The sequence below is a fragment of the Haladaptatus pallidirubidus genome, assembly GCF_020700235.1.
Lineage (GTDB): Archaea > Halobacteriota > Halobacteria > Halobacteriales > Haladaptataceae > Haladaptatus > Haladaptatus pallidirubidus.
In genome coordinates, this window is sequence record NZ_CP085301.1 from 1540562 (window position 1) to 1553253 (window position 12692).

At 52.7% G+C, this 12692-nt stretch carries 19 protein-coding genes; 4 read left to right on the plus strand and 15 right to left on the minus strand.

The features are described 5' to 3' along the window. Nucleotides 1-21: 21 nt before the first annotated feature. From LIX15_RS08475 to LIX15_RS08515, 9 genes are all read right to left on the minus strand, one after another. Complete coding sequence (locus LIX15_RS08475) at nucleotides 22-957, minus strand: ArdC-like ssDNA-binding domain-containing protein (RefSeq protein WP_227773307.1); 936 nt, start codon at nucleotides 955-957, stop codon at nucleotides 22-24. A gap of 109 nt (nucleotides 958-1066) precedes the next feature. Further along, nucleotides 1067-1366, minus strand: coding sequence for a hypothetical protein (locus LIX15_RS08480; RefSeq protein ID WP_227773308.1), 300 nt, complete (start codon nucleotides 1364-1366; stop codon nucleotides 1067-1069). Nucleotides 1367-1522: 156 nt separating this feature from the next. Beyond that, nucleotides 1523-2014, minus strand: coding sequence for a DUF7995 family protein (locus tag LIX15_RS08485; protein WP_227773309.1), 492 nt, complete (start codon nucleotides 2012-2014; stop codon nucleotides 1523-1525). Between the two features lie 129 nt (nucleotides 2015-2143). Further along, nucleotides 2144-2581 carry an SWIM zinc finger family protein gene (locus LIX15_RS08490; protein ID WP_227773310.1) on the minus strand — a complete coding sequence of 146 codons (438 nt, stop codon included), beginning with the start codon at nucleotides 2579-2581 and terminating at the stop codon, nucleotides 2144-2146. Nucleotides 2582-2764: 183 nt separating this feature from the next. After that, the gene (locus LIX15_RS08495; RefSeq protein WP_227773311.1) at nucleotides 2765-3208 is read right to left on the minus strand and encodes a hypothetical protein; all 444 of its coding nucleotides are present in this window, start codon (nucleotides 3206-3208) and stop codon (nucleotides 2765-2767) included. A gap of 3 nt (nucleotides 3209-3211) precedes the next feature. Next, nucleotides 3212-3754 carry a DUF7342 family protein gene (locus LIX15_RS08500; RefSeq protein WP_227773312.1) on the minus strand — a complete coding sequence of 181 codons (543 nt, stop codon included), beginning with the start codon at nucleotides 3752-3754 and terminating at the stop codon, nucleotides 3212-3214. A gap of 252 nt (nucleotides 3755-4006) precedes the next feature. After that, nucleotides 4007-4153: a hypothetical protein gene (locus tag LIX15_RS08505; protein WP_227773313.1), complete on the minus strand. Its 147-nt coding sequence runs from the start codon at nucleotides 4151-4153 to the stop codon at nucleotides 4007-4009. Continuing rightward, nucleotides 4150-4326 carry a hypothetical protein gene (locus LIX15_RS08510; protein ID WP_227773314.1) on the minus strand — a complete coding sequence of 59 codons (177 nt, stop codon included), beginning with the start codon at nucleotides 4324-4326 and terminating at the stop codon, nucleotides 4150-4152. Before LIX15_RS08510 ends, LIX15_RS08505 begins: the two co-directional genes overlap by 4 nt. 494 nt (nucleotides 4327-4820) lie before the next feature. Beyond that, nucleotides 4821-5066, minus strand: coding sequence for a helix-turn-helix domain-containing protein (locus LIX15_RS08515; protein WP_227773315.1), 246 nt, complete (start codon nucleotides 5064-5066; stop codon nucleotides 4821-4823). A 175-nt stretch (nucleotides 5067-5241) separates the two neighbouring features. On the opposite strand from LIX15_RS08515, the gene LIX15_RS08520 reads away from it, so the two are divergent. Further along, nucleotides 5242-5625 carry an SWIM zinc finger family protein gene (locus LIX15_RS08520; protein ID WP_227773316.1) on the plus strand — a complete coding sequence of 128 codons (384 nt, stop codon included), beginning with the start codon at nucleotides 5242-5244 and terminating at the stop codon, nucleotides 5623-5625. Nucleotides 5626-5772: 147 nt separating this feature from the next. Here LIX15_RS08520 and LIX15_RS08525 read toward each other — a convergent pair whose 3' ends face one another. Next, nucleotides 5773-6177 carry a DUF5518 domain-containing protein gene (locus LIX15_RS08525; RefSeq protein ID WP_227773317.1) on the minus strand — a complete coding sequence of 135 codons (405 nt, stop codon included), beginning with the start codon at nucleotides 6175-6177 and terminating at the stop codon, nucleotides 5773-5775. A 318-nt stretch (nucleotides 6178-6495) separates the two neighbouring features. Between LIX15_RS08525 and LIX15_RS33965 the strand changes: the two genes are divergently transcribed. Then, complete coding sequence (locus LIX15_RS33965) at nucleotides 6496-6615, plus strand: DUF8118 domain-containing protein (protein WP_486327107.1); 120 nt, start codon at nucleotides 6496-6498, stop codon at nucleotides 6613-6615. Nucleotides 6616-6832: 217 nt separating this feature from the next. Then, nucleotides 6833-7270: an SRPBCC domain-containing protein gene (locus tag LIX15_RS08530; protein WP_227773318.1), complete on the plus strand. Its 438-nt coding sequence runs from the start codon at nucleotides 6833-6835 to the stop codon at nucleotides 7268-7270. A gap of 735 nt (nucleotides 7271-8005) precedes the next feature. On the opposite strand, the gene LIX15_RS08535 is transcribed toward LIX15_RS08530, so the two are convergent. Further along, entirely contained in the window at nucleotides 8006-8260 is a 255-nt protein-coding gene (locus tag LIX15_RS08535; RefSeq protein ID WP_227773319.1) for a DUF5789 family protein, read from the minus strand. 154 nt (nucleotides 8261-8414) lie between these two features. Here LIX15_RS08535 and sufB point away from each other — a divergent pair, with 154 nt between their 5' ends. Further along, nucleotides 8415-9845 carry a Fe-S cluster assembly protein SufB gene (gene sufB, locus LIX15_RS08540; RefSeq protein ID WP_227773320.1) on the plus strand — a complete coding sequence of 477 codons (1431 nt, stop codon included), beginning with the start codon at nucleotides 8415-8417 and terminating at the stop codon, nucleotides 9843-9845. 159 nt (nucleotides 9846-10004) lie between these two features. On the opposite strand, the gene LIX15_RS33145 is transcribed toward sufB, so the two are convergent. From LIX15_RS33145 to LIX15_RS08560, 4 genes are all read right to left on the minus strand, one after another. Then, nucleotides 10005-10382, minus strand: a complete 378-nt coding sequence (locus tag LIX15_RS33145; protein WP_227773321.1) for a CocE/NonD family hydrolase C-terminal non-catalytic domain-containing protein — start codon at nucleotides 10380-10382, stop codon at nucleotides 10005-10007. After that, entirely contained in the window at nucleotides 10333-10995 is a 663-nt protein-coding gene (locus tag LIX15_RS08550) for an AIM24 family protein (protein WP_227773322.1), read from the minus strand. The genes LIX15_RS33145 and LIX15_RS08550 overlap by 50 nt, the downstream gene beginning before the upstream one ends. Nucleotides 10996-11207: 212 nt before the next feature. Further along, complete coding sequence (locus LIX15_RS08555; RefSeq protein WP_227773323.1) at nucleotides 11208-11549, minus strand: hypothetical protein; 342 nt, start codon at nucleotides 11547-11549, stop codon at nucleotides 11208-11210. Next, on the minus strand, nucleotides 11468-12283 hold the full coding sequence (locus tag LIX15_RS08560) for a Vms1/Ankzf1 family peptidyl-tRNA hydrolase (protein ID WP_227773324.1): 816 nt from the start codon (nucleotides 12281-12283) through the stop codon (nucleotides 11468-11470). Before LIX15_RS08560 ends, LIX15_RS08555 begins: the two co-directional genes overlap by 82 nt. Nucleotides 12284-12692: the final 409 nt, after the last annotated feature.

Consider the following 12692-nt stretch of genomic DNA (forward strand, 5'->3'; position numbering starts at 1 on the left):
TCGAATTCGACGGTCCTACACTTACTCACGACTCGTTTCGACTACCTCGATAAGCTTCGCTGCCGTGGTCTGGATTCGTCCAAGTCGATCTTGAATCATGTCCGCATCATCACCCTGCCACGCTGCGAGGTAGAATGCTGAGCCACTCGTGTCCAACCCAACGTATCGACCAACGATGTACGCGACGGCCTCTGCTTCTACCTCACGTTTCGCTCGCTCACACTCATCGTCAACATCGAAGTGCAGCAGTGCGTGCGCGTATTCGTGGATGAGCGTCACGGCGAGACCCGCCTGATTTACTCGATCTTTCACTTCGACGATGGGCTGGAGGTCGTACAGACTCCGCTGTTTGCAGACGCCCTTCGCCTTGCCGTGTTCCCAGTCGTCAGCATCGACGATACGAACCGTCACCCCGAGCTCATCAGCTGCATCTTGGAGGGGGGACACGAGATTTTCAGCATTTCCGGTTGCTTCGGTTTCGAGCTTGGGAAGTGGTTCACCCTCCGTCTGAGACACGTCGAAAACAGCCGTGGGTTTGAATCCGACCAGTCCTTTCGACCACGCTTCAGGCGGCAATTCGTCATATTCACACTCACTTTGCTCGTGGTACTTGGGCGAGTTCTCGCAGTCGGGACACTGCTTTGTGATGATCGGCGCCCAGATCCAGATTCCGCTTTCGCCTTCCTTGACGTGGCGGTCGAACTCGGTCCGCCAGGTGTTGTACCCAGCGACCTTCGTCGCATTTGGACATTGAAGCGTGATCAAGAGCGTGTTCCGATGGGAGTAGTCATGGAATTTCGACTGGACATCTAGCCACTCTTGGAACTGTTGACTCGCTCTCGCCTCGTCAGTCAAGGCAGTGAGGTCGTCGATCCAGTGTTCGATCGTGCTGTGCATCTCGTCACGTCGGGTGTCGAAGTCGTCGAACGACACCGCTGAGAAGTCACTCGTTGCCATGAGTTCGTACTGGGCACTCCACTTCGGACTGCCCCGCACCCTTTCGGGGCCAAAAAACTGCGGGAGTGCAACGTACCCACCGCCAGCTATAGGAACAGCAAATTGTTGGTTACTCCTGGTACAGACAACGGGTGTTCGCGTTATCTCCTGACAGTGTTTGCTGATCGTCGGCCGTCTCCGCGAACAATGTGGACTGATCACTCTCAGAAGATTGCTCTACTTTTGGCCGGTCGTCGATACCGAACTGACTGACCGTTGGCCGATCACGTCGCGAATCGCGGGTGCGATGATCTACTGTCGCGCCGAAGTCCTCAAGCGAGGTTTCAATGTTCGTCTCTGTGACTTCAAGTTGACCATCGTCGCTGAAAGCCGTTTGCCGATGCACCGATATTTCTGGTCGCTTGCTCATCTGAATCGAGCCTCCCTCCCTTTAGGGCGTGAAAAATTCAGTATCTCGATACTCGATTTTCGTGTTTGGTACAGCACCGTGATTAACCGACACTATCGCAATATAGGTGCTCTGTTGGTTAATCGCTGAGTAGGAGAATTCCTTCGCAGTGTTTGCTTAGTAATGGACGTCCGCTGGAATAATCCACACCTGCTCGTCGGCATTGAGCACATGCTCAAGGTGTTCACGATTACGAATCGCGTCGCCGAACTCGGTGTATAGGTAAAGCGACGGGCCACGATACGCGCCAAGATTGTAACAGGCGTGTCGGGCGAGATCTTTATCGTGCATGAGTTCATCGTTACTGAACTCGTTGACCGCAGTTCTTACCCGTTCGAGATTGCGTTCGAACTCTTGCCTGGTTGCCTCCCAGCCACGTTCTAAGAGTTTTTCGCCGTCGTCTGAGTCGACTGGTGCGACAACCGGAAGTTCGCCCCACCGAGACTTGCCTGCGACGGACGACCGCTCGTCATCGAACAGAACATAGTAATCAAAGATAGCAGCATTGTCGGGGCCAGCTCCAACAAGCCGATCGAACGCCGCTTTTCCGCATGCCAGTGCAGTCTCTTCGGTCGATGCTTCCACAAGTGCGTAAATTACCTGGTGCATTTTAGTCACCTCGCCGACGCATTGGTTCGACACAACTCCATCACACAACACCTCATTCCTGCGCCGGCATCCATCGCCGGCGCCAATAAAATCACTCTGCAAGAAGCGCAGATTCACATTGGATTCGTGCTACTCTTCCGGGAGATCGCGACGCCCGGATCGCACACAGGGCCAACACGGAAAACCACCGAGTCCATCACAGTCACAGTCTGCTGGCTGGTCACTGTCGCTGTCTTCTACATGGGTTTCAGCTTCCTTCTCGATCTGTGTCCCACCGTCTGCGACGAGGGAATGGTCTGTTGCTGCCTGCAGGAGTGGGGTTCGAATTGCGACGCCAATCCGATGTTTGCATGCTCCTTCGTACCGAGTATCTGCAGGACATTCACAGGCGATGGGGATCCCGTCGCGAACGGTGACGAGATATTCATGATCGGCCGGATTCGCGTGACTCGTATTCCGAACGAGGACACCCCTCGTTGTGAGTGAACATTCGAGGGCTTCGTACTGGGCGCGCTTTGCAACTCGTTTCGTGAACGTCAATTGGGACAGGACGTTGTTACTGGACATACTCGCTCCACGAGGCACATCTGTTGTGCCCCGCACCCCACGGGGGCAACAAAAACACGTTCTCGACGATGATTTTCAACTCAATGCCCAGATCTCTAGGCAGATCTCTCTAGACTCCATCGCTCTCATACGTGAGCTGTCGGAGGGAATAGTAGAGTCGGTAGTGAATATGAGTGTGCATAATTAGCGGTGGTAGGTCGGAAGTATTTCCTCCAGAAGATTCTCAATAATTCCCCAGAGGATGAGCGATGGGGTCTCGTGTTGAAACGTCACTGGCTGATGTGTCGTTTCCTCGTCAATTGAGTACTGAAAATGTGCTCGTCCGAGATCTTCGTGATCCCCGTCCTGGTGCCACCCAGCATGGAAGCCTGTGTTCGGGTCGCTATAGTTAATACGAAACCAATCATGCGGTGTTTGGCGATACCACTCGATGACGAGTTCGGGTGCCTCTGGTCCGGTGGGTGGATCGATGCGGATCGGGTCGAAGGTTGCCTGTAGTTGTTTGGCTGCAACGTCATCTGGAACGTACTCGATCGTTGTGATATGGGGAACGCGTTCGAGGACATCTCGTTTCAGCTGCTCGTATAACTGTGCATTCGGATTTCCGCCTGGATGTGAGACGGACATCTGTCAGTTACTGGCCTCGGCACGGTCTGCGCTGGGGGCCAAAAAGTCCCACTCACGAATTGCAAATCCGACGATCTGAATTCGCTGTTGGAGATGCTCCCACTCTCGAGCGATTGCCCGTCGCTGCGCTTCTTCATCCGAGCTAAGGGTTTCGTCTGCAATCGTCGCCCGCAATTGATTCGGTGACTCGACTGCAAATGTCTCTTCCCAGTCCCGGATTTGGGCTTTCATCTCGGACAGTCGATCAGTTAATTCTTCAACTGTCCGGTGGCCATCGCGAAGTCGGACGGCCTCTTGCATTGCCTGTCGACGATAGTCTGGAGAGTAGGTCGTGTGAGCACCACTCTCATCACGGCGGAGCACGCCATCGTCCACGAGTCGCTCAAGGACGCGTTTGGTCGGCTCGTGTGACCACTCTGCCTCCGAAGCAATCCAATTCACGGTACGGGGTTCTGACACTTGCCGAGCGACCATCCGGACACGGTCTTCACCGGTCGTTTGACGCTCCATGAGCCCTGTTTCTGGTTCCTCTGAATCCTTGTCCATGTCTGTACGTATGGGTTGAATCTTTATATAGGTTGAGGGTAGTTCGATCTATATCGAAACACTACAGCTAAATCGTTCTATCGAAATCGTAGTGAGATCGACGCTCACCGAATCAAGTGGTGTAAATCTTATGTGCCGATACCGACCGTACGGCTGAATATTGCTAACTGCATCCAAAGCCGATAAAAACACGATCTCGACGTGTGCAGAACGGACTCTCTCGTAGCAATAGTCGAAAGGAGAACAGGTCAGTTAGTCGAAGCGGTAAATCGCAATCCCATCGTGCTCGCATTCCGGGCACTCGCTCGTTTCGACCTCGACTGTGGTTCCACACTGCCGACACTCAGCGATGACAGTGCTGCGCGATCGACTAGTGAGATGCATCAGGAGGTCTTTCATGCGAACTCCGGCCTGTGATTGGTCTGTTGTTCGTCGATGACGAGGTCACAGTCTTCGCAGGATGTTTCGATCACGTTGGTAGTGACCAGGCCGCCGCATCTGGGACACTGGTTGGTTAGTTCGCTCGGTACGTCTTCGTCAAAGCCTGTTGCGTAGCTGTCGCTGAGTGTCATCGAAATCATTCCTCATCGAGACGCTCGTTCTGGAACGCCCCGCACCCCTCAGGGGGCGAAAAAACCTCCGGCCAATCCTCACTGATAGGTAACAAGTACGTTTGATACGATTCACCGCTGATATCTTGTGTCTGCAGTTAGTATAGTATACTAACCTAGTCCCATTCGGTGCCTTGTCTGTCGAGAACCGGGCTTTCGGAAATCCGAATCGGAAACGGATGGAGAGGTGTCGGATTCTACCGTCATTGCCAGACGTTCTGATCCTGATTGACCGCGGTAGAGACGCGTCAAACTGCGTCAGCTGAGGCGGAATCGAACTATCGACACCCAGGGATTACTTCGATTGGTATGATGGCAATCATGAATACATTTACTCACCGTATGATAAGAACCATTTTCAGAAGCTGTTAGACTATTTTGACTTAGAAGAATCGGATTTAGAATAGTAAGTTCACGTGTTTGGATCGAATTACGTTCTCGAGTTCTTCGTAGACCTACTTTTTCTCTGAAATCCACCAGATAACCACCCGCGGACTTAACTTCCCCCGCTCAACCTCTCCCTCCTCATGCAGTGCTTCAAGCCGTCGATGAGCGGAGGGCCGGTTAATATCGAGCGTATCCGCCACCCACCGAGCAGTCACTGCCGGAAACTCTGACTTGTGCATCGCCGTCAGAATATCGTCATCAGTCGTTTCCTCTGCAAATTGACCACTAGTATCGCGTTCTCTCTCGTTTGTCATCGTAGCTCTCAGTTCATTATCCACCATCTTAAAACCATGCACTACGTAGTACATCGATGGTTTTAATACCATGTACTACATAGTACTTGGTAGGAAGAACGGTGCCCTCGGGCGTGTAGAAACGCGCCGGGTGTTCTAGCACCCGGCACCGGTCTTCCAATTCCAGCGAAAGACCATGAGTACAAAACAATCCGCAGCCCTTGAAGTTGACGAGACGGCACAGAAACGCGCACAATGGGAACAGTTCTCTTTCGACGTCGATGCCCCCGGACTCATCGACGTCACCAACGAGAGCCACGAGAACCCCGCAGCCCACCAATACACCGTCTCCATCGACGACGTGACTGACGACCTGATGGCCTGCACCTGCCCGCATCACGTCCACCGAAACGCATTCTGCAAACACATGGCTGCTGTCGAAACCGCGACTGAGGACGGAACGCTTGACGCCTTCCCGTCCGAGGACGAAGACGATGCCGAAGACTGTGACTGCGACGGCCTCGGTGACTTCCCGTGCTGGCCATGCGTGCGAACAGGACGGAAGGAACTGCCGAACTAACCACTCCTTTAATTTATTAGTCAATGGACAGACACTGGCGCCGAAGAATGATCCATAGAATGTTTGAATGGATCGTCGATTTCAGACCGGTCCTCAAAAACAGAATTCGGAGCGATGCGGTTCGAACCGGGCAAAAAACGGTTCAGATCAGCGACTGGCCGGGCGCCCTGCCTTGCGTTTGGTCGAGCGACCCTGCAACCACGACCCGAGCGCTCCACCCACAGCGCCAGGGATTGCGGCGACGATAACAAACAGCACGCCGAAGGCGAACAGTCCCATCGCCGGAAGTGGGCCAGCCATCAATCCTGCGACGGTCAGAACGACGAGGGCAACGATGGCCCCCGCCGCGCTTGCCACACCACCGTTTAGTGCGCCGTCATTGAGTTTGGTACCGGCGACGTAGCCAGCCACGAGACCACCGATGATGCCGGTCACTAAAGCACCGGTGACGGGGAGTGCCATATTCGTGAATGGGATGACGGCACCACTGAGGAGGCCGACGATGATGGTTGCGACGATTCCGTATACGATGGCTCGTAGTTTGAAGTCCATACCTAATAGTAGACCCACAACATCTTAAATACTTTTCATAATTCAAATATACATTTCAAAGATGGTACAAACGGACAATTAGAATTTCGTTACAAAACAGATAGTTACGGTCACATCTCAGATTGGCAATTTTTCTCTGTGTCCGCTGACCAGTCAGCAAGCAGTAGGTAGAAACATCAAACGGCGGTGCTCGGTGCGGACCTGATGTTTCGTACTGTGTTCGGCATTACTCGTCCCCACTGTGGTTCGAACAAGCTCTCTCCACGTTTGAGGCAGCCTTCTCCGACAACCCGTAACGCTGATTCATTCAAACATCTCGTGAGCACGCTGATTCTCACCGAAACGCAGTGGACTGTTAGTGGAGATCGCACCTACTGGCAGTGTGAGGACTGTGGCGCGGAAGCCACCCGAAAGGACGCACTCACCGACTGCTGCTAACCCCGTCTCCCTTTTTCCATTTATGTCACGCCAAACAACACTGTCCGATGTTGCCCAGCGAATGCTCAGCGAAAGCGCGGCTGGTTCGACCGAACGCGACAACGTACCGACGACAAAGCGCCCTGCTCGACCGAGCACAAGCGCACGGCGCAATATCCATCCTCCTCGGCCTGTTACTGGATGCATGGTTGAGAGAGTAGATTCCGCGAGGAAACGAATGCAGGCCTCTCCAGAAGCCATCTACCAAGCGTTTGCAGAACCTGGTGCCATGGAACGTTGGCTTCCTCCGAGCAACATGACCGGCGAAATGCTCGACTTCGATTTCCACGAAGGGGGCTCGTACCGAATGCGGCTCACCTACAAGGACCAGCAAGCTGGGCAAGGCAAGACATCGGAGGCATTCGACGAGATGGAAGTACGTTTACCTCGACTTGAACCAAACCATCGAATCGAGCAGGAAGTCGTCTTTGAGAGCGACGACCCGGCGTTCGAGGGCACCATGCGTATGGTCTGGACGTTCGAGCCCGCGGGCAGTGGAGCGATTGTGACCGTCCGCGCCGAGAACGTGCCAGTAGGCATCCAGCCGGAGGACCACGAGGCAGGAATGAAATCGACACTCGACTACCTCACGGCATTCGTCGAACAGGACGGCTAGTTGGTTGGCGGGAACCGAGGGAACACTACATTACAGTATAACGATTGCTCCTGCGGTCGACAATTTCCATCTAAGGTTGAAAATATCTCTTGTTAAAATATAAAAGTTATTCTGACTCCTCAATTATCTCCATAGATTGGCGGGTGTCCATTGGGACTGCGATTCGGGTATACGATATCGGAACAGCAGACGAGGCTCTCCAAGTTGCGATCGCCGACAGTGGTGGTTCCTCAGCCGATTGTCTCCCTGATAGTGAAACATGAGGAAATCCAGATCAAATGGCCTCGATAGCAGGTAACCTACCACACGCCACTCATACACCTCGTGAGTAACTAGGCTTTCGTAGCATGACAAAGGAAGGGTGTGTTGAGTGGAGGTGCATACGATGTAGCGAACCATTCGATGCACCGGATGCACAGACGGCTACGTGCCCCTACTGTGGAACCATGTTGAAGATCCCTGACGATGCGTGGGAGTACTACCGATCGGATGAAAATGAAGAATAGAACAAGCAGATTCATCGCGGTCTCTCTCAAGAGATGAGTATACAGCCCTGGATCAACTCGTTCGCATCGAAACGAATTCAAGAATGATTGTTCTACCGAGGATCGACCGACAGCTGAACTGCCATCTCGTTTTTTACATTGTCGGACACTGGACATCGTTCCTCGACTCGCTGCGCTCCTGCTTCGACCGTTTCTATATCAAAACAAACAACACTGTGAGACCCATCTTCTATTCTTGCCGGTTTAACTGATTTAATATGTCGTCTCGGACTTCATCTGCAGAGTTGTACGTTTTCTCGTCGGCTGAACCAAGCACTTCTTCGATGGATTGTGTGCCGTCGACTGATTCGACCTCATAGTCGCCAAATGCGGAAACTAACTCATCTCCTGTTAGTGGATAGTCCTGTTCTTCGAGGGCCTGATCGAACTCACCGAGTTCGCCACTTTCTGCTCGGTCTTCAACCGAAGGTCGATCATCACTCATAAGAACGTAGTAGATCGCGAGCCAGAATAAAATATTGGCTAATTGGTCAAATGAAGACAGAAGGGAACAGATTCTCGTTGATCCCAACATACACTCGCTATCTATCGTTAACGTACCCACCAGCCTCATCAGGCTAGAGCACTCACTTTTAAATATGAGTTCAGATCAGGATCACTTGCGTAACACAGATACAGAAGAACGATTCGGATTCAAAAAAGAACAGCAGGCTGCAGTCACATCCGGCAAGGGTCTGACTGAAAAAGTCGTCCGCCTCATCAGCGAGGACAAGGACGAACCGGAATGGATGCTCCAGCGGCGTCTCCGTGCACTGGAACACTACCAGAACATGCCCCTCCCGACGGACTGGCCCGGTCAGCCAGACCTCACAGAACTTGATGTCGAAGAGATTATTCCCTATATTCGCCCAGACGTCGACAAGCGTGAAGGGGCGGACAGCTGGGACGACCTGCCGGACGACATCAAGGACACGTTCGAGAAGCTGGGGATTCCGGAAGCGGAGCGCAAGGCGCTTTCCGGCGTCGGTGCCCAGTACGAGTCCGAGGTCGTCTACCAGAACATGCAGGAGCAGTGGGAGGAAAAGGGCGTTGTCTTCTGCAACATGGATGAAGCCGTCCAAGAGCATGAGAACCTTGTCAAGGAGTACTTCATGACGAAGTGCGTGCCGCCGAGCGACAACAAGTTCGCGGCGCTCCACGGTGCGGTCTGGTCGGGCGGCTCGTTCGTTTACGTCCCCGAGGACGTGACGGTGCAGATGCCCGTTCAGGCGTACTTCCGCATGAACTCCGAGGGGATGGGGCAGTTCGAGCACACGCTCATCATTGCCGAGGAAGGCTCCGAAGTCCATTATATCGAGGGCTGTTCCGCACCGAAGTACGGCAGCCACAACCTCCACTCCGGCGGCGTCGAAGTGTTTGTGGACGAAGACGCTCACGTCCAGTATTCGACCGTGCAGAACTGGTCGAAGAACACCTTCAACCTGAACACCAAGCGCGCCATCGTCGAAGCCGGTGGCCGAATGGAGTGGGTGTCTGGTAGCATGGGATCGAAGGCAACGATGCTCTACCCGTGTTCAATCCTGAAGGGTCGCGGCGCGAGCGCCAACCACATCTCTATTGCGTTCGCTGGCAAGGGACAGAACATTGACACTGGCGCGAAGGTGTACCACAACGCGCCCCGCACCAACTCCACCATCGAGTCGAAATCCATCAGCAAGGACGGCGGTCGCACGAACTACCGCGGCCTCGTCCACATCAGCGACGGCGCGGTGGATTCGAGTACGTCCGTCGAGTGCGACGCGCTGATGTTCGACAACGAATCCACGTCGGACACCATGCCGTACATGGAAATCAACGAAGACCGCGTGGACGTCGCCCACGAGGCAACGGTCGGTAAAATCGGCGACGAGGACGTGTTCTACCTCCAAAGCCGCGGATTGGACGACGACGACGCGAAACAGATGATCGTGAGCGGGTTCATCGAACCCATCACGGAAGAGCTTCCAATCGAGTACGCGGTCGAACTCAACCGCCTCATCGAACTCGAAATGGAGGGCAGCCTTGGCTAATCTTTTTAAGATCAGGATTAGAGTGGATCATTGTATTGGTCGGCCGGATCCTGTTGCTCATCGACAGCTTGCGTAAACAGATTTTCATCCAACTCCTCTTCGCACAGTATCGCCCGAACATTACCACTGTTAGTACCGTACGTCGTCTATCTATTCCTTTTATTCCTCTGGAAGAGCGTTAGCAAGTGCTGTCTCTCCTCCGACAATTGGCACTGGAATGGTGATCTTTTTGACATCAACAGAGATAACAGTGTCACCTGTACTATCTGGCGGTCGTTTAGTGAAGTAATGGTCGCTAGATAGTACAACAATTCCGATGCGGTGGCCAGGTTGGAAAACATAATCATCGGGTTGGAGATTGAAATTGATCCAGTATGGTGTGCCGGGATGAATCACAAAAGTGGTTCTGAGCGACTTACGATTCTGTGGGTCTACCCAGCCCCAATTGATATTATAATTAGAGAGGAAAATTATCCTCACTTTTGTATTATTGCTCAGGCTGCAGTTCTTCGTACGGCTGAATGATGACGAATCCACCCTCCTCGGCGAAGTGAAGCTGATACGTTTCTCCAGAGGAGCGTCCAAGGAAACTCTTGAGATTGAGGTCTCGCTTCGAGGTGGGTGACACATTACTACTCCAAGCGACAGTCGCATTGGGGTCCGTACTCACAGGTGTCGGAATAACAAGCGGTTTTCCATGGGTGGTGATAGCCACATGTCCTGGTCCCTCAAGAAACACATTGAACAACCCACCTGTAGAGGCACCAGCAATACTTTTCATCATCTTAATATCCCAACTAACACTCTCATCAAAAGCCAGTACATCGTTCCCATTGACGCTGATTTCGTCTTCCTCATTTAGTTCCAGAATTTGTACCTCTTTGCCCTGGTCAGCTAAGTACAGATGCCCCGTCCCTGTGGCTTGCATCATTAGGCCTCCCTCACCAGTGGCTTTCTTCTTCAACATGCCTTTCAGCCCACCGGTTGATTTCCGTTCGAATGAGATGTCACCAGTATAACCCACCATGGTTCCTGCTTTTGCCATGATGCTCCCGTCCATCGATACATCGAGCAGCTTTGAATTCTCTAGTTCGAAGGTTTTTCCCTGGTCTTGCGGTGCATGAGTGTTGACAAATTCATTGAGATTCATTGGTTTCCTCTGAACCGCATTTCATACGGCTCTGTATAAAGAAGGTTCTCAAAGACAATATAATTATAGCCTACTGTATTTGATAAATCATCAACAGATAGAAAGTATGATCACAGAAAATATTTATGTCTACTAACTTCGACTGCTGTGCATTTCCGTCAGTGTCAGTGACTCCCCGAGTGACATCGTACAAGTAGAAACTGAAAGCGGTCTTACTTCACTGGAAACCGAAGTAGCGCTCCAACACCACTGAAGGCATTCACGAACTGCGATCCACGTTCGGTATCACTGGCGATCACATAATCGTCACCACCTTGCTGTTCCACAGATGTTTCAAGATCTTTCCGCTGATTTCGTGGCACTGTCGATGCAATGAGGACTGTATCGACCGCTCCGAACCTGATCGCTTGCTCTACCTCCTCAATACTATACGCAACCAGATCGCCATCTCGAAGCCGCGAGTAGAACTCATCTAGCCGCTTGCGTCCTTCTCGCTGTTCGGCATCGAGAAGTTGCTCATCCGCTTTCTCGACAAGCTGATGGAGGCCTTGCACGGTCGCATACTCAACCGAGTACGTTCCGAGCAGACGGGTGCGCAACCGATGATTAAGGTAGCCGTCGGAGACGAACCGCTTCGCAGTCGCAAGTGTTCCCCAACGACAAGCCCAGTGACCGTTCCCTCGTCACCAGTGAACGCGTCGGTAGCGATATCACCGACCTGTTGGAAGAACTCGTGGACTTGTCGTTCGCGATCGCGCTCGAACCGCTGGGCAGATTGTCCACCTGCCCTGGATTTACCCATCACTTGGCTTTCGAACGTCCGAATCGGGATAATGCGCTCTCCAACGAGTCGTCCAATGGCAGCACCACCACGCTCGATGACGATGAGTCCAAAGGTCTCATTCGGCGTAACTGCTTCATTCAGTGGAGAGAGATCGAAGTGATCGTCACATCGGTACGTCGACTCGGCAACTGGAGTAGGCAGGTCGTCGAAGGTAGTCGAGATTAACTCACCTCCAACGACACCCGCATAGACCACGAGTCCATTCTCCGGTGTCCTTTCGTATCGACGAAGAATCCGCTGGACGCGCTTGAGCGCTTGCTGAACGTGGTCTCGTGTCTGATCGGATTTGATATTCTCGGCACTGGCGTATTCCTGGGCAATTCGCTCTCGGATCGAACCCAGCGACTTGCTGTTGGGTACGGTAACGGTGACGAGTTCAGTACCGTCCCCGGTGAGCGATTCGAGCTGCTCGATCTGTTCGCGAAGATCGTATGTTTGTGACATTGTATACTGGTGGCTTGTGAGTAGTTGATTGGCAATTCCGTGAGGTCGATCCAACGACCCTTGCCACCAGCTATGAAAACAGAGAGATGCCGCTCATTGACTGCATAGTCGTACTGATGCACGAATGTGAGCGGTACATATCAGAACACAGGGTCTGCTCAGCTAAAAGAATTCTGGAGAGTTACGCTTCTGTATCGACTGGCACCCGCTCGAACCCCATTGTTCGAAGATCATTGTCGAAGGCGAACATATGCTCTATCTCGTGCTCTCGAGCAAGCATTGCACTCGTCTGATCAACAAAGGAAATCTGCTGGTCGTCAAAACGCTCGAACTCCTCACACGCTGCGTCAAATGTTTGCTCACCGCAGGATATTGAACGTCTGTGATCGACGAACCGTCGAAAGCGCCT